This is a genomic window from Rhodococcus sp. Z6_132 (assembly GCF_058133635.1).
This window is the reverse complement of sequence record NZ_JBYUNP010000003.1, coordinates 777978-803261: the sequence shown is the minus strand read 5'-3', so window position 1 is coordinate 803261 and position 25284 is coordinate 777978. Positions and strand designations below refer to the sequence as shown.

Annotated in this window: 20 protein-coding genes; 15 read left to right on the top strand and 5 right to left on the bottom strand. The window is 72.0% G+C overall.

Translation table 11 applies throughout. The features are described 5' to 3' along the window. Positions 1–16 precede the first annotated feature (16 nt). Positions 17–1282: a cytochrome P450 gene (locus AC3YO9_RS16945; RefSeq protein ID WP_489983995.1), complete on the bottom strand. Its 1266-nt coding sequence runs from the start codon at positions 1280–1282 to the stop codon at positions 17–19. A 200-nt stretch (positions 1283–1482) separates the two neighbouring features. On the opposite strand from AC3YO9_RS16945, the gene AC3YO9_RS16940 reads away from it, so the two are divergent. The 10 genes from AC3YO9_RS16940 (at position 1483) to AC3YO9_RS16895 (ending at position 14522) form a co-directional block, all read left to right on the top strand. Beyond that, positions 1483–2706 carry an acyl-CoA dehydrogenase family protein gene (locus AC3YO9_RS16940; RefSeq protein ID WP_489983994.1) on the top strand — a complete coding sequence of 408 codons (1224 nt, stop codon included), beginning with the start codon at positions 1483–1485 and terminating at the stop codon, positions 2704–2706. After that, positions 2703–3734, top strand: a complete 1032-nt coding sequence (locus AC3YO9_RS16935) for an acyl-CoA dehydrogenase family protein (RefSeq protein ID WP_489983993.1) — start codon at positions 2703–2705, stop codon at positions 3732–3734. Before AC3YO9_RS16940 ends, AC3YO9_RS16935 begins: the two co-directional genes overlap by 4 nt. A gap of 87 nt (positions 3735–3821) precedes the next feature. Next, entirely contained in the window at positions 3822–5582 is a 1761-nt protein-coding gene (gene treZ / locus AC3YO9_RS16930; protein ID WP_489983992.1) for a malto-oligosyltrehalose trehalohydrolase, read from the top strand. Positions 5583–5660: 78 nt separating this feature from the next. Further along, positions 5661–7037: a glutamate decarboxylase gene (gad, locus tag AC3YO9_RS16925; RefSeq protein ID WP_489983991.1), complete on the top strand. Its 1377-nt coding sequence runs from the start codon at positions 5661–5663 to the stop codon at positions 7035–7037. A gap of 118 nt (positions 7038–7155) precedes the next feature. Further along, positions 7156–8286 (top strand): ABC transporter permease, encoded by a 1131-nt coding sequence (locus tag AC3YO9_RS16920; RefSeq protein WP_489983990.1) that lies wholly within the window; start codon positions 7156–7158, stop codon positions 8284–8286. After that, entirely contained in the window at positions 8283–8990 is a 708-nt protein-coding gene (locus AC3YO9_RS16915; protein WP_489983989.1) for an ABC transporter ATP-binding protein, read from the top strand. Before AC3YO9_RS16920 ends, AC3YO9_RS16915 begins: the two co-directional genes overlap by 4 nt. Before the next feature lie 78 nt (positions 8991–9068). Then, a complete protein-coding gene (locus AC3YO9_RS16910) occupies positions 9069–9641 on the top strand; it encodes a TetR/AcrR family transcriptional regulator (RefSeq protein WP_489983988.1) in 573 nt (190 codons plus the stop codon). 109 nt (positions 9642–9750) lie between these two features. Then, positions 9751–11235: an aldehyde dehydrogenase family protein gene (locus tag AC3YO9_RS16905; RefSeq protein ID WP_489983987.1), complete on the top strand. Its 1485-nt coding sequence runs from the start codon at positions 9751–9753 to the stop codon at positions 11233–11235. Between the two features lie 42 nt (positions 11236–11277). Further along, positions 11278–12960, top strand: a complete 1683-nt coding sequence (locus tag AC3YO9_RS16900) for an APC family permease (RefSeq protein ID WP_489983986.1) — start codon at positions 11278–11280, stop codon at positions 12958–12960. Next, positions 12957–14522 carry a GMC family oxidoreductase gene (locus AC3YO9_RS16895; RefSeq protein WP_489983985.1) on the top strand — a complete coding sequence of 522 codons (1566 nt, stop codon included), beginning with the start codon at positions 12957–12959 and terminating at the stop codon, positions 14520–14522. Before AC3YO9_RS16900 ends, AC3YO9_RS16895 begins: the two co-directional genes overlap by 4 nt. 21 nt (positions 14523–14543) lie before the next feature. Here the strand turns inward: AC3YO9_RS16895 and dnaE are convergent, their stop codons facing one another. Further along, on the bottom strand, positions 14544–18074 hold the full coding sequence (gene dnaE, locus AC3YO9_RS16890) for a DNA polymerase III subunit alpha (RefSeq protein WP_489983984.1): 3531 nt from the start codon (positions 18072–18074) through the stop codon (positions 14544–14546). Positions 18075–18177: 103 nt separating this feature from the next. On the opposite strand from dnaE, the gene AC3YO9_RS16885 reads away from it, so the two are divergent. Continuing rightward, a complete protein-coding gene (locus AC3YO9_RS16885; RefSeq protein WP_489983983.1) occupies positions 18178–19050 on the top strand; it encodes an Lrp/AsnC family transcriptional regulator in 873 nt (290 codons plus the stop codon). A gap of 53 nt (positions 19051–19103) precedes the next feature. Here the strand turns inward: AC3YO9_RS16885 and AC3YO9_RS16880 are convergent, their stop codons facing one another. Next, a complete protein-coding gene (locus tag AC3YO9_RS16880; protein WP_489983982.1) occupies positions 19104–19757 on the bottom strand; it encodes a TIGR03086 family metal-binding protein in 654 nt (217 codons plus the stop codon). A 316-nt stretch (positions 19758–20073) separates the two neighbouring features. Between AC3YO9_RS16880 and AC3YO9_RS16875 the strand changes: the two genes are divergently transcribed. Beyond that, positions 20074–20751, top strand: a complete 678-nt coding sequence (locus AC3YO9_RS16875) for a hypothetical protein (RefSeq protein ID WP_489983981.1) — start codon at positions 20074–20076, stop codon at positions 20749–20751. A 14-nt stretch (positions 20752–20765) separates the two neighbouring features. On the opposite strand, the gene AC3YO9_RS16870 is transcribed toward AC3YO9_RS16875, so the two are convergent. Beyond that, on the bottom strand, positions 20766–21455 hold the full coding sequence (locus AC3YO9_RS16870; RefSeq protein WP_489983980.1) for a GntR family transcriptional regulator: 690 nt from the start codon (positions 21453–21455) through the stop codon (positions 20766–20768). 163 nt (positions 21456–21618) lie between these two features. On the opposite strand from AC3YO9_RS16870, the gene AC3YO9_RS16865 reads away from it, so the two are divergent. From AC3YO9_RS16865 to AC3YO9_RS16855, 3 genes are read left to right on the top strand one after another with little or no spacing between them, the layout of a single operon-like run. Continuing rightward, positions 21619–22542 carry a sulfurtransferase gene (locus AC3YO9_RS16865; protein ID WP_489983979.1) on the top strand — a complete coding sequence of 308 codons (924 nt, stop codon included), beginning with the start codon at positions 21619–21621 and terminating at the stop codon, positions 22540–22542. A 30-nt stretch (positions 22543–22572) separates the two neighbouring features. Then, complete coding sequence (gene thiM, locus AC3YO9_RS16860) at positions 22573–23409, top strand: hydroxyethylthiazole kinase (RefSeq protein ID WP_489983978.1); 837 nt, start codon at positions 22573–22575, stop codon at positions 23407–23409. Between the two features lie 23 nt (positions 23410–23432). Further along, positions 23433–24542 (top strand): LLM class flavin-dependent oxidoreductase, encoded by a 1110-nt coding sequence (locus AC3YO9_RS16855; protein ID WP_489983977.1) that lies wholly within the window; start codon positions 23433–23435, stop codon positions 24540–24542. Positions 24543–24562: 20 nt separating this feature from the next. Here the strand turns inward: AC3YO9_RS16855 and AC3YO9_RS16850 are convergent, their stop codons facing one another. Beyond that, entirely contained in the window at positions 24563–25273 is a 711-nt protein-coding gene (locus tag AC3YO9_RS16850) for a hypothetical protein (protein ID WP_489983976.1), read from the bottom strand. Between the last annotated feature and the right edge of the window lie 11 nt (positions 25274–25284).

Below are 25284 nucleotides of genomic sequence, written 5' to 3'. Positions count from 1 at the left end.
GCCGGTAGCGCGACGGCTAGCGCAGCGACACCGGCAGGCTCTTGATGCCGTTGATGAACGACGAGCGCAGCCGCGGTGGCTCCCCCACCACCTGCAGGTGCGGCACCTGCGCGAACAGCGTCCGAAAGGTCACCGCGATCTCGCGCCGGGCCAGGTTGGCCCCCAGGCAGAAGTGCGGGCCCCGGCCACCGAAGCCCAGGTGTGGGTTGGGGCTGCGACCGAGGTCCAGCGTGTACGGGTCGGCGAAGACGTCCTCGTCGCGGTTGGCCGAGCTGTAGAACAGCAGGAACTTGTCGCCAGCACGGAACTGCCGCCCGCTCAGCTCCACGTCCCGGGTGGCGGTGCGGCGCATCCAGATCACCGGGGTGGCCCACCGGACGATCTCCTCCACCGCGGTCTTGGTCAGCCCCGGGTCGGCCATCCACCGGTCGCGCTGGTCGGGGAACTCGCTCAGCGCCAGCACACCCTGGCTGATGGCCGTGCGGGTGGTCTCGTTGCCCGCCACGCACAGCAGGATGAAGAACGACGCGATCTCCTGGTGCGTCAGGCGCTCGCCGTCCACCTCGGCGTGCACCAGCGCCGACGTCAGGTCCTGGGTGGGCGTCTCCGCCCGCTCGGCCGCCAGCCGGGTCATCAGCCCCGCCAGCTCGCCACCGGCCTCCAGCGAGATCCGCACCGCCTCGTTCTCGTCGGCGATGAACTCCGGGTCGCCGCCAGAGAGAATGATGTTGGTGCACCGCAGCACCAGCTCGTGCTCCGTCTCCGGCACACCCATCATGTCGCAGATGACCCGCAGCGGCAGCGGCGCCGCCACCTCCGTCACCAGGTCGAAGGTGCCGTCCCCGTCCTCGGCCAGCCGGCGCGCCCTGGCCACCAGCTCAGTGGCCAGCACCTCCACGCTGTCCATCACCGACTCCAGCATCTTGGGCGTGAACGCGCGTGCCACGATGCGTCGGATCTTGGCGTGGCGGGGATCGTCCATGCTGATCACCGAGCCGTAGAACTCCGTCAGCTCGGCGGGCATGTCCGCGATGGAGATCGCCCCCTGGCCGGAGCAGAACAGCGCCGGCTGCGAGCTGATGGCGTCCACGTCGGCGTGCCGGGTGACGGCGTAGTAGCCCGGCCCCTCGGGGATGAACGGCACCACCGGCTCGGCGTGGAAGGAGAACGGCGCCTGCCTGCGCAACAGCGCGAAGGCCGCCTCCCGCTCCGCCGGAGGCCGACCCCAGAACTCCTGGTCGGAGAGGTCGATGTCGGTCGGCGTCGTCCACGTCGCGGTCACCGGGACGTCCCTTCGTCTGGCGAACCTGTTGCCGATCCGGGCGGATCATGCGGTTGGCTGCGCACGCTACGAGGGTGCGACACCAGCGTCAACGGCACCGCGCCGGTGGACTACACCAGCGTCCGGGACGAGTGCAACGTGTTCCAGGCAACAGGTAGTACGTTCACGTCAACCGGCCCCGACGCCTGAGGAGATCGCCCATGGACTTCGACGACACCCCGGACGAGGCGGCGTGGCGCGAGAGCGTGCGCAGCTTCATCACCGCCCACCGCGACGAGCTGGGGCACCGCGGCGCCCGCAACGGCCGTGACGACGTCCCCGCGGCCAAGGCCTCCCAGGCGTGCATGTTCGACGGCGGCTTCGTCGGCGTCACCTGGCCGGTGGAGTACGGCGGCCAGGGCGGCACCCCCATGCAGCAGGCCATCGTGGACCAGGAGATGGCCCGCGCCGGGGTCCCCTCGCTGATCAACCTCATCGGCATCGGCATGTGCGGACCCACCGTCATCGCCCATGGCAGCGACGACCAGAAGCAGCGCTACCTGCAGCGCCTGCTGCGCAGCGACGACATCTGGTGCCAGCTGTTCAGCGAGCCCGCCTCCGGCAGCGACCTGGCTGCCCTGCGCACCAAGGCCGTGCAGGACGACAACGGCGACTGGCACGTCACCGGCCAGAAGGTCTGGACCACCGGCGCCCAGATCGCCGACTACGGCATCCTGCTCACCCGCACCAACCCCGACGTGGCCAAGCACAAGGGCCTGACGATGTTCGTGGTGGACATGCACGCCCCCGGCGTCACCGTCCGCCCGCTGCGCCAGATGAGCGGCGGCGCCGACTTCAACGAGGTCTTCTTCGACGACGTGGTCATCCCGGACAGCGAGCGCCTCGGCGACGTCGACAACGGCTGGCGCGTCGCGCTCACCACCCTGATGAGCGAGCGGCTCTCCCTCGGCGGTGGCGGCACCGACATCGGAGTGGGGATCGACGCCGTCATCGAGCACTCCGCCAACCGGCTCAGCAGCCTCTCCAGCGACCAGCAGGCGCTGGCCCGCCAGGAGCTCGGCCGGGCCTACGTGGCGTCGCTGGGCATCCGCTACACCGGCTACCGCCAGCTCTCCGCGATCAGCCGCGGCGAGTCCCCCGGCCCGGAGGCCAGCGCCGGCAAGCTGGCCGGCACCGTGGCCTCCCGCGCGATGGCCAGCTACGCGGTGCGCCTGCTCGGGCAGGAGGGTGTCTTCGCCCGCACCACCGACGGCTCCGACACCTGGCAGCACCTGGAGGCGGTGCTGCCCGGCATGGCCATCGCCGGCGGCACCGACCAGGTGCTGCGCAACGTGCTCGGCGAGCGCGTCCTGGGTCTGCCCACCGAGCCGCGCTCGGACAAGAACGCCCCCGTGAAGTCAGCTCCCGCAGGAGGACAGCAGTGAACTTCGACCTCGACGACGACCAGCGGGTGTTCGCCGAGGCGGCCCGTGACTTCTTCACCGGCACCGCCTCCCCCGCCGACGCGCGCAAGAGCCTGGACGGCGACGCCCCGACCGCGCCCGGCCGCCAGGCCATCGCCGACATCGGCTTCTACGGCATCACCGTGCCGGAGGCCGCCGGCGGCGCCGGGCAGAGCGTGCTCGACCTCGCCGTGGTGGCCGAGCAGGCCGGGCGCGTGCTGGCCGGGCCGTCGCTGGTGACCGCCGCCCGGGTGACCGTGCTGCTGGAGGGCGACGACAAGCGCCTCGCCGGCCTGGCCGACGGCTCGGTCTCCTACGCCGTGGTGGACGCCCCCGGCGCACCGGTGCTCGACGCCGCTACCGCCACCCGCTTCCTCAGCCGCGACGGCGACGACCTGGTGCTCTCCTCGGGCACCGTCACCGTGGGCGAGCCCATCGACCCCACCCGCGGCCTGGGCACCGTGGAGCTCACCGACTCCGAGGTGATCGCCTCCGGCATCGGCGAGCGCTGGGACCGAGCCGAGCGGGTGGCTCGGATCATCCTGGCCGCCGAGGGCCTGGGTGCGGCCGCTCGCGCGGTGGAGATGGGTGTGGCCTACGCCAAGGAGCGCGAGGCCTTCGGTCGCCAGATCGGCTCCTACCAGGCCATCAAGCACATGCTGGTGGACTCCTTCGTGGGGGTGGAGCAGCTGCGCTCGCTGGTGTGGTGGGCGGCGTGGACGGCTGACGAGTCGGCCGCCGAGCTGCCGCTGGCCGCCGCCTCGGCCAAGGCCTCCGCGGCCGGGGTGCTGGAGCAGGCCGCCGAGACGCTGATCCAGGTGCACGGGGGCATCGGCTTCACCTGGGAGCACGACGCCCACCTGTACTGGCGCCGCGCCAAGGTGGACCGGCTGCTGCTTGGCGACGCCGCCAGCGCCTTCGACGAGGTGGCGCGCCTCGCGCTGGCCTCGGCCCCCACCAACGCCCCGGACCCGGCGCCGGTGGAGCTGGAGCCGACCACCGCCAGCTGAGCCGGACAGGCAGACCCGCGACCCGGGCCGGGAGAGATCACACCGGCCCGGGTCGCGGGCGTCCAGTCCACCCCGCAGAATGAGCACGTGACCGAAACCGCTGCCGCCCAGACCTTTGACGCCTGGCCCTTCGACGTGTGGGCACCCACCCCGCAGTCCGTCCGCGTCGTGGTCGACGGCACCGAGCACCCCATGCAGCGCGACGACGACGGCTGGTGGCACGCCGACGTGGCCGGCGCCGGCCCCGGCAGCCGCTACGGGTTCCTGCTCGACGACGACCCCACGCCCATCCCGGACCCGCGCTCGCCGCGCCAGCCCGAGGGCGTGCACGCGCTGTCCCAGGTGCACCAGCTCGACCCTGCGGCCTGGACCGACGGCCTCTGGGGCGGCCAGCAGCTGGCCGGGGCCTGCCTGTACGAGCTGCACGTGGGCACCTTCACCCCCGAGGGCACCTTCGACGCCGCCATCGCCAAGCTGGACCACCTGGTGGACCTGGGCGTCACCATGGTGGAGCTGATGCCGCTCAACGGTGTCAACGGCACGCACAACTGGGGCTACGACGGCGTGCTCTGGTACACCGTGCACGAGCCCTACGGCGGCCCGGACGGCCTGCAGCGCTTCGTGGACGCCTGCCACAGCCGGGGCCTGGGCGTGGCCGTCGACGTGGTCTACAACCACCTCGGTCCGTCCGGCAACTACCTGGAGCGCTTCGGTCCCTACCTGTCCGAGGCCGGCGGCAACAGCTGGGGCCGCAGCATCAACCTGTCCGGGGCGTCCTCGGGCCAGGTGCGCCGCTACATCATCGACAACGCGCTGCGCTGGATGCGCGAGTTCCACGTGGACGGGCTGCGCCTGGACGCCGTGCACGCGCTGGTGGACGAGTCGGCCATCCACCTGCTGGAGGAGCTGGCGGTGGAGACCGAGGCGCTGTCGACGCACCTGCGCCGCCCGCTCACCCTCATCGCCGAGAGCGACCTCAACGACCCGCGGCTGGTCACTCCCCGCGCCGCCGGCGGCTACGGCCTCACCGCGCAGTGGGACGACGACATCCACCACGCCATCCACGCGGCGGTCAGCGGTGAGCGACAGGGCTACTACGCCGACTTCGGCAGCATGGACTGCCTGGCCAGCACGCTGCAGCACGCCTACTTCCACGCCGCCACGTTCTCCAGCTTCCGCGGCCGGGTGCACGGCCGGGAGGTCGACGTCCGCACCACGCCGGGCTACCGCTTCCTGGCCTACACCTCCGACCACGACCAGGTGGGCAACCGGGCCATCGGCGACCGGCCCTCGGCGTACCTGTCGCACGGGATGCTGGCGGTCAGCGCGGCGCTGGTGCTGTGCTCGCCCTACACGCCGATGCTGTTCATGGGCGAGGAGTGGGGCGCGTCCACGCCGTTCCAGTTCTTCACCTCCCACCCCGAGCCCGAGCTGGGCGAGGCCACCGCGGCTGGGCGCAAGCGCGAGTTCGCCGAGCACGGCTGGGACGCCGAGGAGATCCCCGACCCGCAGGACCCGGAGACCTTCCACCGGTCCACGCTGGACTGGTCGGAGGTGACCGTGGGCCGCCACGCCGAGCTGCTGCAGGTCTACCGCGACCTGCTGGCGCTGCGGCGGGAGCGCCCCGAGCTGAGCGACCCGTGGCTGGCGGACCTGCGGGTCGACTTCGACGAGGACGAGCGCTGGATCGTGCTGCACCGCGGGTCGCTGCGGGTGGCCTGCAACCTCAGCACCAACCCGGTGACCGTGCCGGTGGCCGGGCGCACCCTGCTGGCCTCCACCGCGGTCACCGCGCGGGGGGCGCAGACCGAGCTGGCGCCGGAGTCGTTCGCGATCCTGGCGACCTGAGCGGGCTGACCTGGGGGTTCGCCCCACCGCGTCGGTACCGTGAGTGGGGACCGGTGCTGCCCAGCGCGGAGGTTCCCCATGGCCGAGCGGCGTCCCTACATCCCGGTCAACCCGCTGTTCGCCCGGCCCGGGGAGCGCACGCGCGTGCCGCGGTTCCAACTGGCCGACGACGGGATGATGCCGGAGACGGCCTACCAGATCGCCCACGACGAGACGATGCTCGACGGCAACGCCCGGCGGAACCTGGCCACCTTCGTCACCACCTGGATGGACGACCACGCGCGCCGGCTCTACGCCGAGACCGTCGACAAGAACATGATCGACAAGGACGAGTACCCCCAGACGGCGGCCATCGAGGAGAGCTGCTGGCGCATCTTGGCCGACCTCTGGCACGCGCCTGACCCGCACGACACCATCGGCACCTCCACCCTGGGCTCCTCGGAGGCCTGCATGCTGGGCGGGCTGGCGCTCAAGCGCCGCTGGCAGCAGGCGCGCCGCGCCGCCGGGAGGTCCACCGAGCGCCCCAACCTGGTGATGAGCTCCGCGGTGCAGGTGTGCTGGGAGAAGTTCTGCAGCTACTTCGAGGTGGAGCCCCGGCTCGTGCCCATCACCGAGGAGCACAAGACCCTCGACGGGCACCACCTGGACCAGCACGTGGACGAGAACACCATCGGCGTGGTGGCGATCATGGGGGTCACCTACACCGGCATGTACGAGCCGGTGGCCGAGATCTGCGCCGCCCTGGACGCCCTGCAGGCCCGCACGGGCCTGGACGTGCCGGTGCACGTGGACGGCGCCTCCGGGGCGATGATCGCGCCCTTCCTGCAGCCGGAGCTGGTGTGGGACTTCCAGCTGGAGCGGGTGCACTCCATCAACACCTCCGGGCACAAGTACGGCCTGGTGTACCCCGGGCTGGGCTGGGTGGTGTGGCGCTCGACCGACAAGCTGCCCGAGGACCTCGTCTTCCGGGTCAGCTACCTGGGCGGGCAGATGCCGACCTTCGCGCTGAACTTCTCCCGGCCCGGTGCGCAGGTGGTGCTGCAGCTCTACAACTTCCTGCGGCTGGGGCGCAGCGGCTACACCCAGGTGCAGCAGGCCTCGCAGGACGTGGCCCGGCACCTCGCCGATGGGGTGGGGCGGCTGGACGCCTTCGAGCTGTGGAACGACGGCTCCGACATCCCCGTCTTCGCGTGGCGGCTGCGGTCGGGCCACACCGACAAGTGGAACCTCTACCACCTCGCCGACCGGCTGCGCACCCGTGGCTGGCTGGTGCCGGCATACCCGATGCCCGACGACCTGACCGACCTCACCGTGGAGCGGATCGTGGTGCGCAACGGGCTGAGCATGGACGTGGCCGACCTCCTGCTGGAGGACATCGAGCGGGAGACGCGCTACCTCGACCGGCTCACCGCGCCCATGCCGTCGGCGGCGCAGCACCCGGGCTTCCACCACTAGCGCGAGGCCGCAGGCCACCCCACTCGCATCGTTTTGTCGACACTGCGTTGATATGATGTCGACATCGTGTCGGCACGTGCCGCCTGCGACGTCCTGCCCCCGACCCGGAGGACCAACGATGTTCCTCGCCCTGCGCGAGCTGTGGTTCGCGCGCACCCGCTTCCTGCTGATGGGTGCGGTCATCGCCCTCATCTCCATCCTCATGGTGATGCTGTCCGGCCTGTCCTCGGGGCTGGTCAACGACGGCGTGTCCGGCCTGCAGCGCACCCCCGTGCAGTCCTTCGCCTTCGCCGAGGGCACCAAGACCGACTCGGCGTTCAGCCGCTCGGTGGTCACCGAGGAGCAGGCCACCGCCTGGCGCGAGCAGCCCGGCGTGGCCCGCGCCGAGCTGTTCGGCAACACCATCGTCAACGCCAGGACCTCCAGCGGCACCCCGGTGGACCTGACCCTGTTCGGCATCGCCACGGGCTCCTTCCTGGAGCCGACCGCCGCCGAGGGCGCGGCGCTGCAGGGTGAGCGCGACATCATCGTGAGCGAGACCGCCCGCGACGCCGGGGTGAACCTGGGCGACACCGTGGTCATCGACCGGCTGGGCACCGAGCTCACCGTGGTGGGCTTCACCGCCGACCAGCGCACCTTCGGCCACGTCGACGTCGCCTACGTGCCGCTGCGCACCTGGCAGGAGATCAACGCCGGCACCAAGGTGGGCGAGCAGCCCAACCCCGACGTCTACGGCGAGGCCAGCGTGGTCGCCGTCCAGGGCGTGGACGGTCTCACCCCCGACCTGGCCGCCGGCGACGCCGCCGCGCAGACCGCCAGCAAGACCCTCACGGAGTCCTTCGACGCCTCCCCCGGCTACACGGCCGAGATGATGACGATGGACATGATCACGTGGTTCCTCTACGCCATCTCGGCGCTGGTGGTCGGCGCGTTCTTCACCATCTGGACGGTGCAGCGCACCCGGGAGCTGGCGGTGATGCGCGCGATGGGCGCCTCCACCGGCTTCCTCGTGCGCGACGGCCTCACCCAGGCACTGCTCATCCTGCTCGGGTCGGTGGCCGTCGGTGTGGCCGTGGGCGTGGGCCTGGGCTCGCTGCTGGTGGGCTCGGGCATGCCCTTCGCCCTGGAGGCCGCCCCCATCATCGGCGGCGCCGTCCTGCTGATCGTGCTCGGGCTGGTCGGCGCCGCGGCCGCCGTCGTCCGCATCGCCTCCGTCGACCCGCTGACCGCGCTGGGAGAGAACCGATGAGCAGCCCCACCCCCACCTCGACCCGCTCCGGCCTGACCCTCGCCGGCGCCACCCTGTTCTTCGGCGACGGCGACACCACGGTAGTGGCCATGGACCACGTCGACCTGCGGGTGCGCCCCGGCGAGATCGTGGCCGTGGTCGGACCCTCCGGCGCCGGCAAGTCCACCCTGCTCGCGGTGGCCGGCGGGCTCACCCAGCCCACCTCCGGCACCGTGGTGGTCAACGGCGTCGACGTCGGCACGCTGTCCCAGCGGGAGCTGGCCACCTTCCGCCGCGAGCACGTCGGCTTCGTCTTCCAGTCCGGCAACCTCATCCCCGCGCTCACCGCGCTGGACCAGCTGCGGCTCGTCGCCAAGATCACCGGCAAGCAGGACACCGGCGACCCCGCCGCGCTGCTGGCGGCAGTGGGCATGTCCCACCGCGCGGACCGTCGGCCCGGCCAGCTCTCCGGCGGCGAGCGCCAGCGGGTGGGCATCGCCCGAGCGCTGATGAGCAACCCGTCGGTGCTGCTGGTGGACGAGCCGACCGCCGCGCTGGACCGCGCCCGCAGCCACGAGGTGGTGGAGCTGCTCGCCCGCACCACGCACGAGGCGGGCGTGGCCACGGTGATGGTGACCCACGACCACGAGGTGCTCCAGCACTGTGACCGGGTGGTGGAGATGACCGACGGCACGGTGACCGAGCAGGAGCGCGTCGCACGCTGAGCGGCCGCGGGACTACCCTGCACAGGTCCGCACCGTCGCTGCCGACGGTGCGGGCCCGCTGTCCAGCCGAGGAGGGCCGTGCCGAAGATCTCCGCCTCCACCGTGGCCGACCACCGGGCGGCACAGCGGCGCGCGCTGCTGGACGCGGCCCGCGCCCTGCTGGCGGAGAACCCCACCCAGCGCCCCGGGCTGGGCCAGGTCGCGGCGGCCACCGGGCTGTCCCGCTCCAGCGTCTACCACTACTTCGCCTCCAGCGAGGACCTGCTCTACGCGGTGGTGGAGGACCTGTGCCCGCCGTGGCTGGAGCGCGTCAGCGCCGCGGTCGCCGGGGTGGACACCGTGCCGGGCGTGGTGGCCGCCTACGTCGACGCCAACCTGGAGCTGGTGGCCGAGGGTGAGCACGCCATCCTCAGCGCGCTGGCCCGGCTGAGCCCGCAGACCTTCCAGGACGAGCGGTTGACCAGCATGCACGAGGGCCTGGTGCAGCCGTTGGTGCAGGCGCTGCGCAAGCACGGGGCACCGGAGCCCGAGCGGACCGCCCAGCTCGTCAACGCCGTGGTGTACAAGGCAACTGAGATGATCGAGTCCGGCGGCGCACTGGCCAGCGTGCAGCTGGCGCTGCAGGCCGTGCTGGTGCAGCCGACCCGCTGAGCAGCGGTTTCGGCCAGCAGCGGCCCCTCCACCGGGCACCGCGGGCGCCAGTCTTGTGCAAGTATCGAGACGTAGGCAGATCACGATCGCCAGGCGTATCGGAGGAGCCGTGCCCGAGCTGTTCATCGGGGGCCAGTGGGTCAGTGCCCGCGACGGGGGTCGCCGAGAGATCCGGTGCCCAGCCGACGGCCAGGTGGTCGTCGAGGTGGACGAGGCCGGCCCGGCCGACACCGAGGCCGCCATCCTCGCCGCCCGGGAAGCCTTCGACCACGGTCCCTGGCCCACCATGCCCTCCGGCAAGCGCGGTGACGTGCTGCTGCGCACCTCGCAGCTGCTGCAGCGCGACCGCGACGAGTACGCCCGGGCGGAGTCGCTGGACACCGGCAAGCGCTTCGTGGAGTCGCAGTACGACATGGACGACATCGCGGCCTGCTTCCGCTACTTCGGCGCCCTGGCCGACGTGGACGCCGGGCGGGTGGTGGACACCGGCACCCCGGGCGCGGTGAGCCGGGTGGTGCGCGAGCCGGTGGGGGTGTGCGGGCTGATCACGCCGTGGAACTACCCGCTGCTGCAGACCTCGTGGAAGGTGGCCCCGGCGCTGGCCGCGGGCAACACGTTCGTGCTCAAGCCCAGCGAGCTGACCCCCTCCACCGCCATCCTGCTGATGCGCACCCTCACCGAGGCCGGCGTGCCCGACGGGGTGGCCAACCTGGTGCTGGGCGCCGGCGCCCAGGCCGGGGCGCCGCTGTCGGAGCACCCCGAGGTGGACATGGTCTCCTTCACCGGCGGCCTGGCCACCGGCCGGGTGATCATGGCGGCCGCTGCGGGCACGGTGAAGAACATCGCGCTGGAGCTGGGCGGGAAGAACCCGCTGATCGTGTTCGCCGACTCCGACTTCGAGCTGACCGTGGACCACGTGCTGATGGCGGTGTTCCTGCACTCCGGCCAGGTCTGCTCGGCCGGGTCCCGGCTGATCATCGAGGAGTCCGCGCACGACGCCGTGGTGGACGAGGTGGTGCGCCGCGCCCAGCAGATCCGCATGGGCGGGCCGTTCGACGCCGACGCCGACACCGGGCCGCTGATCTCCGAGACCCACCTGCGCAAGGTGCAGTCCTACGTCGACGCCGGCGTGGCCGAGGGCGCGGTGCTGCGCTGTGGCGGGGCCCGCCACACCGAGGGCGACCTCGCCAACGGCTGGTTCTTCCCGCCCACGGTGCTGGACGGCTGCCGCAGCGGGATGCGGGTGGTCAGCGAGGAGAGCTTCGGCCCGGTGCTCACCGTGGAGACCTTCCCCGACGGCGACGAGGACGCGGCGGTGGCCATCGCCAACGACACTCGCTACGGCCTGGCCGGCGGGGTGTTCACCCCGGACGCCGGGCGTGGGCAGCGGGTGGCCAACCGGCTGCGCCACGGCACGGTCTGGATCAACGACTTCCACCCGTACCTGCCGCAGGCGGAGTGGGGCGGCTACGGCGAGTCCGGGGTGGGCCGCGAGCTGGGGCCCACAGGGCTGGGCGAGTACCAGGAGCTCAAGCACGTCTGGCAGAACATCAGTCCCGCGCCAGCGGGGTGGTTTCCGCACCGTCCTGAGTAGCGGCCCGCGCGCGGGCCGAGGACCGACACGAGGGGACACGAGTTGGTGAGCACTGACGCGAGCCGGGGGGCCGGAGGCAGTCGTCGCGCTGTGCCGGGCGGCGGTGACCGAGAAGGGGTCGGCGACTTCGGCTACACGCAGTCCCTGACCAGGACGCTGGGCAACTTCCACACCTTCGCCGCGGGAATCAGCTACATCTCCATCCTCACCGGCACCTTCCAGCTGTTCTACTTCGGCTTCGGGGTGGGCGGGCCGGCCTACTGGTGGAGCTGGCCCATGGTATTCGTCGGCCAGCTCATGGTGGCGCTGTCCTTCGCCGAGCTGGCCGCGCACTACCCGGTGGCCGGCTCCATCTACAACTGGACCAAACGGCTCTCCAACCGCCACGTCGCCTGGTTGTCGGGCTGGATGATGGTGGTGGCCACCATCGTCTCGATCTCCGCCACGGCCCTGGCCTACCAGCTGACGCTGCCGCAGATCTCCAGCGTGTTCCAGGTGGTGGGCGACGGCACGGGCACCAGCTTCGCCTCCAACGCCGTGCTGCTGGCGGCGGTGCTCATCACGTTCACCACGCTGGTCAACGCCTTCGGGGTGCGCCTGATGGCGCGGATCAACAGCGCCGGCGTGGCCATCGAGCTGGTGGCGGCCGCCATCCTCATCATCCTGCTGGCGGCGCACATCACCCGCGGTCCCGACGTGGTGCTGGATACGCAGGGCACCGGCGCCACCTACCCCGCCGGCTACCTGGGGGCGTTCCTGGTCGCCTCGCTCGCCTCGGCCTACGTGATGTACGGCTTCGACACCGCAGCGTCGCTGGGCGAGGAGACGGTGGACCCGCGCCGCAACGCCCCCAAGGCGATCCTGCGCGCACTCATCGCCTCGTTCATCATCGGCGGGCTCATCCTGCTGTTCGCCATGATGGCGGTGCCCGACCTCACCGACCCGCGCCTGGGCGAGGAGGGCGGTCTGCAGTACGCCGTGCTGCAGACCCTGGGATCCACGCTGGGCACGGCGCTGCTGTGGGCGGTGGTGGTCGCGGTGACCGTGTGCGTGCTGGCTGTGCACACCGCGGGCATCCGGATGATCTTCGCCATGGCGCGGGACAACAACCTGCCCGCCAGCTCCCAGCTGGCTCGGGTCAGCCCGCGCTTCGGCACCCCGATCCTGCCCGCGGTGGTGATCGGCGTGCTGGCCATCGCGATCCTGCTGCTCAACATCGGGCAGCCGCAGATCTTCACCCTGGTCACCAGCCTGGCCATCATCTTCATCTACTGCGCCTACCTGCTGGTCACCGTCCCGCTGCTGCTCGCCCGGCTGCGCGGGAAGTGGCCGCTGGAGGGTGCCGCCGAGTCAGGCCGCTTCGGCCTGGGCCGGTGGGGCCTGCCCATCAACATCGTCGCCGTGGTGTGGGGGGCGGCGATGGCCATCAACCTGGCGTGGCCGCGGCCGGAGGTCTACAACACCGAGCCGCCGTACCACTGGTACCTGCAGTGGGGCGCGGTGCTGGTGGTGGGCGGCGCGGCCGCCATCGGCTTCGCCTACTACTGGTTCGTGCAACGACACAAGACCGGCACCCTGCGCGAGCACCTGGCCCTGGTGCCCGGGGTCACCGACGTGCCCGACCCGCCCCTGCCCGGACCCGAGGGCCCGGACATGACCGAGGGGCCCTTTCCCCGGCTGCCCGACGACGGGCCGGCCGCACGCCCACCCAAGGAGGGCCGATGACCGCTGCGCAGCAGCCGACCTACGACTACGTGGTGGTCGGCGGGGGCACCGCGGGGGCGGTGGTGGCCGCCCGGCTCTCCGAGGACCCCGCGGTCACGGTGTGCCTGCTCGAGGCCGGGCCCAGCGACGTGGACCGCCCAGAGATCTTGGAGCTGGACCGGTGGATGGGCCTGCTGGAGTCCGGCTACGACTGGGACTACCCGGTGGCCGAGCAGCCCACCGGCAACTCCTTCCTGCGCCACGCCCGCGCCAAGGTGCTGGGCGGGTGCTCCTCGCACAACTCCGCGATCGCCTTCTGGGCACCCCGGGAGGACCTGGACGAGTGGGAGTCCCTCGGCGCCACGGGCTGGGGCGCGGAGTCGACCTTCCCGTTGTTCACCCGGCTGGAGACCAACCTCGACGGCGTCGGTCCGCTGCACGGCCACGACGGACCGGTGGTGATCCGCAACGTGCCCCCGGTGCACCCGGCGGGCAAGGCGGTGCTGCAGGCCTGCGAGGAGCAGGGCATCCCGGTCACCGACTTCAACACCGGCACCACCGTGACGCACGGGGCCAACTGGTTCCAGATCAACTGCCGGCCGGACGGCATCCGCTCGTCGTCGTCGGTGTCCTACCTGCACCCGCTGCTGGGCCGCCGGCCCAACCTGGAGATCCGCACCGAGGTGCGCGCCGAGCACCTGGTGCTGGACGGCACCCGGTGCACCGGCGTGCGGGTGCGGGAGAACGACCTGCTGCACAGCACCACCGTCTCCGCCCGCCGTGAGGTGATCGTCTCCGCCGGCGCCATCGACAGCCCCAAGCTGCTCATGCTCTCCGGCATCGGCCCGGCCGAGCACCTGCAGGAGGTGGGGGTGCCCGTGCTGGTGGACTCCCCCGGCGTCGGCTCCACGCTGCAGGACCACCCGGAGGGCATCGTCGCCTGGGACGCCCTGCAGCCGGTGCCGCTGCAGTCGACGCAGTACTGGGAGATCGGCATCTTCACCTGCACCACCGAGGGACTGGACCGCCCGGACCTGATGTTCCACTTCGGGTCGGTGCCCTTCGACATGAACACCGTGCGCCGCGGCTACCCCACCACCGAGAACGGCTTCTGCCTCACCCCCAACGTCACGCGCAGCCGCAGCCTGGGCACGGTCCGGCTGGCCTCCCGGGACTACCGGGACAAGCCGGTGGTGGACCCGCGCTACTTCACCGACCCGCACGACATGCGGGTGATGACGGCCGGCATCCGGCTGGCGCGGGAGATCGCCGCGCAGCCGGCGCTGGCGGGCTGGGCGGGCACCGAGCTGGCGCCAGGACCCGACGTGGTGAGCGACGACGAGCTGGCCGACTTCATCCGGCAGACCCACAACACCGTCTACCACCCCTCGGCGACGGTGCGGATGGGCGCGGCCGAGGACCCGGCCACCCCGCTGGACGCGCGGCTGCGGGTGAAGGGCGTGCAGGGCCTGCGGGTGTGCGACGGCTCGGTGATGCCGTTCCTGGTGACGGTGAACCCGTGCATCACCACCATGATGATCGGCGAGAAGTGCGCCGACCTGGTGCGCCAGGACAACCCCTAGCCGCGCGCGGGCGGCCCGGGCCTACTTGCTGAGGCAGCCCGGGCCGAGCAGCGCCTTGAGGTCGCCCATCAGGGCCGAGGTGGGCGTGACTCGCAGCGCGTCGTCCAGGCGCAGCACGGTGGAGCTGGAGCCGGCGACCAGGCGCAGGTGCACGTCGGAGGTGCCCGGGTGGGCGGTGAGCACCTGCTTGAGCGAGGCCACCCGGTCGGCGGTGCACAGCCGCGCGGGCAGGCTCACCTGCACCGGCTGGGCCACCCCCGCCGCCGCCAGGTCGGGCACCGCGATGTCGTTGGCGATCACCGAGACCCGGTCGTCGCGCACCGCCACCCGGCCCTTGACCAGCACCACGGCGTCCTCGACCACGTCCATGCCCAGCACCGAGTAGCTCTTGGGGAAGAACAGCACCTCGATGCCACCGGCCAGGTCCTCCAGCTGCGCCGAGGCCCAGGGCTCGCCGTTCTTGTTCACCCGGCGGGTGACGCTGGCCAGGATGCCGCCCAGGGTGATCTGGGTGCCGTCCTTGACCGCACCCTCCAGGATGGCGGGGATGTTGGTGTCGGCCTGCGCGGCCAGCAGGTGCTCCAGCCCGTTGAGCGGGTGCCCGGACACGTACAGCCCGAGCATCTCCCGCTCCAGGGCCAGCCGGTGCTTGGTGTCCCACTCCTCGTCGGGCACCTTCACGTCGAACACCGACGACACCGAGGCGTCCTCGCCCCCGAACAGGTCGAACTGGCCGATGGCCTCGGCCTTCTTGGTGCTCATCACCGCGTCGATGGCGTCGGCGTGCACCAGCAGCAGCCCCTTGCGGGGGTGGCCCAGGGAGTCGAAGCCGCCGGCCTTGATCAGCGACTCCACGGCCTTCTTGTTGCAGGCCACCGTGTCGACCTTGGAGAGGTAGTCGGAGAAGTCGGTGTAGGCCCCCTTCTCCTTGCGGGCCTTGACGATGGAGGCCACCACCCCGGTGCCGACGTTGCGCACCCCGCCGAGGCCGAAGCGGATGTCCTCCCCGACGGAGGTGAAGTTGGTGGAGGAGGAGTTGACGTCGGGCGGCAGCACGGTGATGCCCATCCGCCGGCAGTCGGCCAGGTAGATGGCGGCCTTGTCCTTGTCGTCGCCGACGCTGGTGAGCAGCCCCGCCATGTACTCGGCCGGGAAGTTGGCCTTGAGGTAGGCCGTCCAGAACGACACCAGGCCGTAGCCGGCGGCGTGGGACTTGTTGAACGCGTACCCGGCGAAGGGAAGGATGGTGTCCCACAGCGCCTTGACCGCGGCGTCGGAGAAGCCGTTCGCGCGCATGCCCGCCTGGAAGCCGGCGTACTCCTGCTCGAGAACCTCCTTCTTCTTCTTTCCCATCGCCTTGCGCAGCACGTCGGCTCGACCCATCGAGTACCCGGCGACCTTCTGCGCGATGCGCATGATCTGCTCCTGGTACACGATCAGGCCGTAGGTCTCGGAGAGGATCTCCTGGAGCGGCTCCTCCAGCTCCGGGTGGATCGGGGTGATGTCCTGGCGACCGTTCTTGCGGTCGGCGTAGTCGTTGTGGGCGTTCATGCCCATCGGGCCGGGCCGGTACAGCGCCAGCACGGCCACGATGTCCTGGAAGCCGGTGGGCTGCATCCGGCGCAGCAGGTCGCGCATGGCCCCGCCGTCGAGCTGGAACACGCCCAGCGTCTCGCCCTTGCCCAGCAGCTCGTAGGTGGCCGGGTCCTCCAGCGGCAGCGTGTCCAGGTCGATGTCGATGTCGCGGTTGGCCTTGATGTTCTCGATCGCGTCACCGATGACGGTGAGGTTGCGCAGCCCGAGGAAGTCCATCTTGAGCAGGCCGATGGCCTCGCACGACGGGTAGTCCCAGCCGGTGATGATGGCGCCGTCCTGCGCCCGCTTCCACAGCGGGATGGCCTGCATCAGCGGCTCGGAGGACATGATCACCGCGCAGGCGTGCACGCCGGCGTTGCGGACCAGGCCCTCCAGGCCCAGGGCGGTCTCGTAGATCTTGCGGACGTCGGGGTCGGAGTCCAGCAGCGCGCGCACCTCGGCGGCCTCGCCGTAGCGCTCGTGCGACGGGTCGGTGATGCCGGCCACCGAGATGTCCTTGGCCATCACCGGCGGGGGCAGCGCCTTGGAGATGCGGTCGGCGATGGCGAAGCCGGGCTGGCCGAAGGTGACGCGGGCGGAGTCCTTGATGGCCGCCTTGGTCTTGATGGTGCCGAAGGTGATCACCTGGGCGACGCGGTCAGCACCCCACTTCTCGGTGGCGTAGCGCACCATGTCGCCGCGGCGGCGGTCGTCGAAGTCGATGTCGATGTCGGGCGCGGAGGGGCGCTCGGGGTTGAGGAACCGCTCGAACAGCAGGCCGTGCGGCAGCGGGTCGATGTTGGTGATGCCCAGCGCGTAGGCCACCAGGGAGCCGGCGGCCGAACCACGGCCCGGGCCCACCCGGATGCCGACCTCCTTGGCGTGCTTGACCAGGTCGCCGACCACCAGGAAGTAGGCCGGGAAGCCCTTCTGCTCGATGACGTCCAGCTCGAAGTCGGCCCGCTCGCGGTAGCCGTCCGGGATGCCCTCGGGGAAGCGGTTGTCCAGCCCGCGGGCGACCTCCTTGCGCAGGAAGCTGGCCTGGGTGTCGCCCTCGGGAACCGGGAAGATGGGCATCCGGTCGTGGTGGGCCCAGACGTCGTCGTAGGGCTGCACCCGCTCGGCGATGAGCAGGGTGTTGTCGCACGCCCCGGGGACCTCGGAGTCCCACAGCTCGCGCATCTCCTCGGCCGACTTGAGGTAGTAGCCGTCACCGTCGAACTTGAACCGGGTGGGGTCGGACAGCGTCTTGCCGGTCTGGATGCACAGCAGCGCCTCGTGGTTCTTGGCGTCGCTCTTGGTGACGTAGTGGCAGTCGTTGGTGGCCAGCGGCTTGAGGTCGAGCTTGCGGCCGATGTCCAGCAGGCCCTCGCGCACCCGGGTCTCGATGGACAGCCCGTGGTCCATCAGCTCCAGGAAGAAGTTGTCCGCCCCGTAGATGTCGCGCCACTTGGCCGCGGCCTCCAGGGCCTCCCGCTCGTGGCCCAGGCGCAGCCGGGTCTGCACCTCGCCGGAGGGGCAGCCGGTGGTGGCGATGATGCCCTCGGCGTGCTGGGCGATGATCTCGGCGTCCATGCGAGGCCACTTGCCCAGCTGGCCCTCCAGCGAGGCCAGGCTGGAGAGGGTGAACAGGTTGCGCAGACCGGTGGCGTTCTCCGCCAGCATGGTCATGTGCGTGTAGGCGCCGCTGCCGGAGACGTCGTCGCTCTTCTGGCTGCGATCGCCCCACAGCACCCGCTTGGTGCTGAACCGCGACTCCGGCGCCAGGTAGGCCTCGATGCCGATGATCGGCTTGATGCCGGCCTTCTGGGCCTGGTTGTAGAACTCGCTGGCGCCGTACATGTTGCCGTGGTCGGTCATCGCGACTGCCGACATGCCCAGGCGGGCCGCCTCGTCGAACATCGGCGCCACCTTGGCCGCACCGTCGAGCATGGAGAACTCGGTGTGGTTGTGCAGGTGGACGAAGGAGTCAGCCACGGACGAGTGCACCTTTCGGCAGAGCTTCAGGATCAGCCAGAGTCTAGGCCCTCCCCCCGTCACGTCCCGGTGCCCGCCGCGCTCTGCCGGTACCGTGCGAGGTGTGACACCCCCCGACCCCACGGACCTGCGGCTGGTCTCGGCGCTGGCCGAGCTCGGTCGGACGACGGTGCTCGACCTGGCGGCCCGCGCGGGGGTGCACCCGGAGGAAGCAGCGGTGCGCCTGCTGCGCATGGGCTGGTACGGCATCCCGCTGGTCGTCGGGGTGGAGGGTGATCGCGCCGGGCTGTACGCCTGGCTGGGCGCGCAGCAGGGTGGTGTTCCCCCGCAACCGCCGCTGCCGCAGCAGGGCGCCATGCCCCAGCCGCCGCCCATGCAGCAGCCCCCACCGATGCCCCAGCCCCCACCGATGCAGCAGCCGCCCGGGATGCCGCCGGGACCCCACGCTGCTGGGCCCCAGCCGCAGCCGGGCTGGCAGGGTCCCACCCCCTGGGGGCAGCCTCCTGCCGCAGCCGGTGCCTACCGTGCACCGGAGTCGGCCCCTGCCAGCCGGGAGCCGGCCGGTGCGACCACGGCCACCGTGGGCGACGAGCTCGCTGCCGTCGGACCGAGCGGGGAGTCGGTGTCGATCACGCTGGTGGAGGTGGTGGACACCGCCGACGCCCTCATCGCCGCGGCCGGCCACCACCTGACGCCGGGCAAGCGGGCCACCGTGGTGCACACCGAGGTGACCGCAGGGCCGGAGGGATTCGCCGCCATCGCCGACACCGGTCTCACCGTGGTGCTGGGCGACGGCACCGAGGTGGAGAAGTCGGGCATGACGCTGAGCTCGCGGCCCCCGTTCCGGGCCGGCATCGCCGCCGGCGACACCGTGGGCGGGCACACCGTGTTCGAGCTGGACGCGCAGGCCAGCATCGTCGGGGTGCGCTGGCGCGCAGCCGAGGACCAACCACCACTGGACTGGCGCATCCGCTAGCGAGCGCGGGTGCACGGTGCGCGCCGGTGCCTGGCGCGGGAGGTGCCCGGCGCCTAGACCGGGGCGCGGCCCAGCATGCCCAGCAGCCGGTCGAACGCCGAGGCGTCGGCGGCCACCGGCTGCGGCGGGCCGAAGGGACGACGGTCGGCCGGGATCGCAGACAGCTGACGCTCGGTGAACCGCAGCTCCTGCTCGGCCAGCTCCGGGGAGACCTCCACCGGCTGCCCGCTGACCTGGGCGAGGTCCCAGCCGTGCACTAGCATCTCCACCACCCGCAGGTGCACCACCACCGCGCCCCGGATGGCCCCGAAGGGCACCGACACCGTCTGGTCCATCACCCCGGGCAGCCGCAGCGCGGTCACCACCTCGTTCGCGGACTCCCGAAACGCCGCGCGCAGGCGCTCCGGGTCGCGCTCGTCGTCGGGGTAGCCCGGGGTGTCCGGGATGTGCCCGGGACTGCCCCGCAGCGCGGCGGTGAACACGCGATTGCCCTGCACCAGGTGGGTGACCAGGTCGCGCACGCTCCAGTCGGTGCACGGGGTGGCGTCGTCCCACTGCTCGTCGGGCAGTCCGTCCAGCAGGCTGCTGACTCGCTCCGACAGCCGCGCCAGCTCGTCGATCTTGGCGGTGCTGTCGGCGTGGTCGGTGGTGCGCTGCTGCCCCGGCGGGAACTTCTCGGTGCTGTTCTGGTTGTTGCTGGTCGTCATGGCCCCCACCTGTGGCTCGTCCCGGCACTGAGGCGACCAGCCTGGCGCACTGGCGGCGCGGCGGCCACCGGGACGCAACACCGTGGTCCTCGTGGGCCGTTTCTGCTGTGGTTCATTCCTGCTGTGGTTCATTCCTGCTGCGCAGCGCCGGGGCCAATACTGCGGTGGTGGACACTGTTCGACGGCTGCTGCGGGCAGGCCCCAAGTACGGGCGCCGGCCAGAAGGCTGCCGGACGTGCTGGACGGCCTGCCGTGTCCGGATCGCGCTCCGGCTTACGACCGGACGGGGCGAGCTGACACGCGGACCCCCGGCAAGGTGAGCAGCTCCCGCCCTCGCGACTGGTCGCACGTGCCAGGACTGCTGATCGCTCCGCTGCTGCCCATCACCGACGCGGGCTTGGCCCTCTGGAGACGGCTGCGCGGGCGAGGCGGGGTGAGACAGCTCCCTGTCCAGCACAGCGAGGCCGATCCTCAGCCTGCGCCCTTGGTGCACGAGGAGCTCGTGAACGGTGAGCACATCACGGTGCGCATTCGCGTCATTGGTCCCGCGAGCACGCTCGGCAGAATCAGCGTGGACCTGTCGCGCAACGACCGGGCCGCAGCTGCGGAGAACCCCAACGGGCACGGCGGTGAGCTGATCTCGGTGTCGCACTCCGTCGTGACGCACCAGGTTGGCCAAGAGACACAGCTCTTCGCCTCAGAGGTGGTGACCTACCGCCACTCAGGCGCACAAGCCATCTCCCACGTCCAGCAAGCACGGCAGGAGAAGCTAGTGGATGACGAGCACATCGTCCCGTACACGGCCGCGCTCGGTCCGGCGGACACGCTGCTGGGGATCCACGAGGAGATCTCAGCGCAGATGTCGTCGGCGACCGTCATGATTCCCGCTACGAGTGGCGGAAACCTCATGTCAGTGAGCCACTCCGTCTTCACCCAGGACGTCGACGGGGAGCTGAAGTTCTTCGCTTCGTTGATCCTGACCTACCGCGACTGACCAAGCGCCATCACCTAGCCGCCGGCGAAGGCCCGGATGCGCTGGTCGCGGCTGCGCTCCAGGTGGCTGCGCATCTCCCGGCGCGCGGACTCCTCGTCCCGCTCCCGCAGGGCGGTGAGGATCGCCGCGTGCTCGGCGTTGAGCGCCTCGGGCTCGCCGTGGCTGGCAGGAGGCCCGCTGTCGTAGATGTGCAGCTGGGTGGTGAGGCGCACCAGGATGGCGGTGATGGTGGCGTTGTGCGCGGCCTGCCACAGCACCTCGTGGAAGCGGAAGTGCGCGGTGCGGGCCACGGCCGGGTCGTCGGTGGTGCTGCACAGCCGGTGCACCTGCTCCAGCCGGGCCAGGTCCAGCTCGGTGCGCCGGGTGGCCGCCGACGACGCCGCCTCCGCCTCCAGCGCGATCCGCGCCGCGTAGATCTCCACCACGTCCTCCGGCGTGCCCGAGCGCACGTGGTACCCGCGGTCGGCGCGCTCCAGCAGCCCGTCGTGCACCAGCAGGTTCAGCGCCTCCCGCACCGGGGTGCGCGACACCCCGTACTGGGCGCTCAGCGAGGTCTCCAGCAGCACCGAGCCGCGGTCGAAGCGGCCGGCGAGGATGTCGGTGCGCAGCCGCAGGTACTGCCGCGACGTCTGGTCGGAGCGACCCTCCACCGACTCGGGCACCAGTGCCTCCAGGGCGGCCATCGGGTTGCCGTCTGCGTCCATGGCTCCTCACCGCTCGTGGATGGATCCCGCGTCGTGAACCGATCATTATGCAGCGCTGCCCGACTCGTCCGCGGGAGCGCACCGAAAAGGCTGCGCATCCGAGCGTATACACTCGTCGACACTGCCGCCACGGCAGGCCTGAACCCCCTCGAGGAGGACCCGCATGACTCCCCCGTCGCCACCGGCCGACCAGTCCACGCTGGTCAGCGCCGCTGAGCTGGCCGAGCAGCTCGGCCGGCCCGGGCTGGTGGTGCTGGACGTGACGGTGGAGCTGCCCGCGCCCCGCTTCGACGGCGACTACCGGGCCGTCTCCGGTGCCGCGGGCTGGGAGCGCGCCCACCTGCCCGGCTCCCGTCACGTCGACCTGCTGCACCACCTCTGCGACCCCGCGGGCCCCCGCCACCACACCCGACCCACCGCCGAGCAGCTCGCCGCCGACCTGGCTGAGCTGGGCATCGACCCCGACGCCACCCTGGTGCTCTACGACCGCGGCGCCACCACCTGGGCCGCCCGCGCCTGGTGGGTGCTGCGCAACGCCGGGATCAGCGCCCGCGTGCTCGACGGCGGGCTCACCGCGTGGACCGCGCAGGGGCGGCCGGTGGAGCACGGCGCTAATACCACAGCCGCCCAGCCCGTCCCCGGGCACCCCGCGCAGCTGACCGATCTCGGCCTGTGGGCCGACCGCGACGACGTGCAGGCCCTGGCCGAGGGGCGGGCGCCGGGCAGCCTGGTGTGCGCGCTGTCGGCTGAGCACTTCGCGGCCACCATCCCCACTCGCTACGCCCGGCGCGGCCACATCCACCGCAGCGTGAACCTGTCCGCCCGGACGGTGCTGGACGCCGAGGGGAGGCTGCTCGCGGCCCCACAGCTGCGCACCTTGGCCGAGACCGCGCCGGCAGCAGCCGGCGCCACCGCGCTGATCGCGGGCGACCCGGTGGTCGTCTACTGCGGCGGTGGGGTGTCGGCCTGCCTCACCGCGCTGGCGCTCACCGTCGCCGGAATCAGCCCCGTGCGGGTCTACGACGGCTCGCTGGAGGAGTGGAGCGCCGACCCGTCCCTGCCGCTGGAGACCGACCCGCCCGTCTGACCCGCCCCACCCCGACCCGTGAGGAACTCGATGTCCGCCACCCCTGTCGCCGTCACCGCTGACGAGCTGGCCGCCGCGCTGGAGAACCTACGCGCCACCACTCCCCTGGTGCAGTCCCTGACCAACGTCGTCTCGGCCAACATCGTCACCAACGTGCTGCTGGCCGCCGGCGCGAGCAACGCCCACATCGACAACGTGCACGAGGCAGCCGGGTTCGCGCAGGTGGCCAGCGCGGTGCTGGTCAACCTGGGCACCCCCGACGACGGCACCGCCGCGGCGTTCACCCTGGCCGCCGAGGCCGCCCGCGCGGCGGGTACTCCCTGGGTGCTGGACCCGGTGGGCGTGGGCGGACTGCCGTGGCGCACCGAGCTGGCGGCCGGGCTGCTGCGCCAGGGCCCTACCGCCATCCGCGGCAACGGCTCGGAGATCACCGCCCTCGCCGGGCTGGGCAGCTCCACCCGCGGCGTGGACAGCGGCTCCGACTCCGGTTCCGCCGTGCCCGCCGCGGTGGCCCTGCTGGAGCACGCCGCCGCGGTGTCGGCCTCGGGCCCGGTGGACTACGTGGTGGGTCGCACCGCCGCCGGCGAGCTGGCCGGCGTGCGGGTGCTGGGCGGCAGCGCCCTGCTCACCAAGGTCACCGCCACCGGCTGCTCCCTCGGCGGGCTGGCCGCCGCCTACCTCGCCGCCGCGCCCACCCCGCTGGTCGGGCTGGTTACCGCGCACGCCCACGTCGCGGTGGCCGCCGAGCGGGCCGCGGCCACCGCCTCCGGGCCCGGCTCGTTCGCCGTGGCCTACCTCGACGCGCTGGACAGCGTGGGTCCGGACGACCTGCGCACCCACGCCCGCGTCGAGGCCCTCTCCCTCTGACCCTCCACCCCGGAAGACGGCACATGAGCATCAAGACCCTCTGGTACCTCACCCCCGCCGACGGCGACCTGCCGTGGAGCCCCGGCGGGCTCTACCCGGTGGAGCTGCAGCGCTACCTCACCCTGGCGCGCACCATCGACGACGGCGGCTTCCACGGCGCCCTGGTGGCCACCTGGCCCAACGACCCGTTCGTCTCCGCCAGCTTCGCCGCCGCCCACACCACCCGGATGCGCTTCCTGGTGGCGGTCTACGCCAACATGATCCCCGCGCGGCTGCTGGCCGAGAAGGCGCTGGCCTTCGACACCTTCAGCGGTGGCCGGCTGATGATCAACTCGGTGAACGGCCGGGAGAACATCCTCACCAAGTACGCCATGGACGTCGCCCACGACGACCGCTACCGCCTGGGCGAGCAGTACTGGGCCGACTTCCGCCGGTACTACGCCGAGGGGTCGCACTCCAACTTCCCCAACACCCCGCTGAGCCTGCACCCCACCCAGCCCGAGGGCATCGAGCTGTGGGGTGCCGGGGACTCCCCCGCCGGGCTGCAGAACTCCGGCCGGGTGCTGGACTCCTACCTGACGATGCTGCGAGAGACGTCGTTCATCGAGTCCAAGTTCACCGCGGCCCGCGCCGCCGCGGCCGAGGAGGGGCGGGAGTTCCGCGACTTCGGGGCCCTGTCCGGGGTGATCGTGCGGCCCAGCCGCGACGAGGCGCTGGCCCGGTTCCGCCACCTGTTCGAGAAGGCCGGCATCGACCAGGTGACCGACGTGCTGGACAAGGCGGTGCGCCGACGCACCCACGGCGCGCAGGACCTGCGCACCTTCACCGCGCCGGACCCGCAGCGGCAGGGCTGGGTGGACACCATCGTGGCGGGCAAGCTGCCCGAGCCCGACGACCTGTACCTGGGCGACGGCCTGCACGCCGGCATCACCGCGTGGTCACCGCTGGACATCTTCGGCACCGGCTCCTCGGCGGTGTACTACGTGGGCACCCCGGACGAGATCACCGACTCGGTGACCACGCTGCGCCGGCGCACCGGGCTGACGTCGCTGATCCTGGCCGGCTGGCCGCTGATCGACGAGGCCCGCAACGTGGCCGAGCACCTGCTGCCGCGCTTCGCCGCCATCGACTGAGCCGGCTCTCGCCACGACGTTCAGGGTGCGGGGACGTCCCCGTCGTCGGGGCCCGGCTCGGCCACCTCGGTCTGCTCGGGCAGCAGCGCCCGCACCGACACGCGCTGCACGGTCACGTCGGCATCGGTCATCTCCACCGCCCGCACCGTCGGCTGCTGGGCCACTGCGCGCAGCTGGTCGGCGGTGCCGCGCAGCAGCAGCGACAGCACGCACGCGCAGCCCGAGCGCAGCCGCGCCGCGGAGAGCTGGTCCACCGCCTGCTCGCGGCCGGTCTCGTCGCGGGCCAGGGTGTCCAGCTCGCTGGCCGCCACGTTCTGCAGCGCCCGCAGCTCCTGCGCACGGTCGCGCTGGTCCACCACGCTCACGGTGACCTGCGGGGTCTGCACGCGCTCCACCGGCACGCGGAAGATGGCTTGCGCCAGCCGGGCGTCGCCGGGCAGGGCGGCGGCCTCGGCGGTGGTCAGCTCGGCCCGCAGCGACACCAGTCCCCAGCGCGGCTGGTCAGCCTCCCCGGCACCGGCCAGGGAGCTCTCCGCGCGGAGGAGGTACTCGCCGACCGGCTCTCCGCTGGCCGGGCCCAGCCCCACCCCGGAGGTGCCGGCGCGGCGGACGTCGCTGCTGGCGCCGAGCACCAGCACCACCACCAGCAGCACCACCACGGCTGCGGCCCAGCCGGCCAGGGGGCGCAGCTCGTCCCACTGCTGCCGCCGGCCCGACTGCTGCGAGGTCATGACCAACCGGC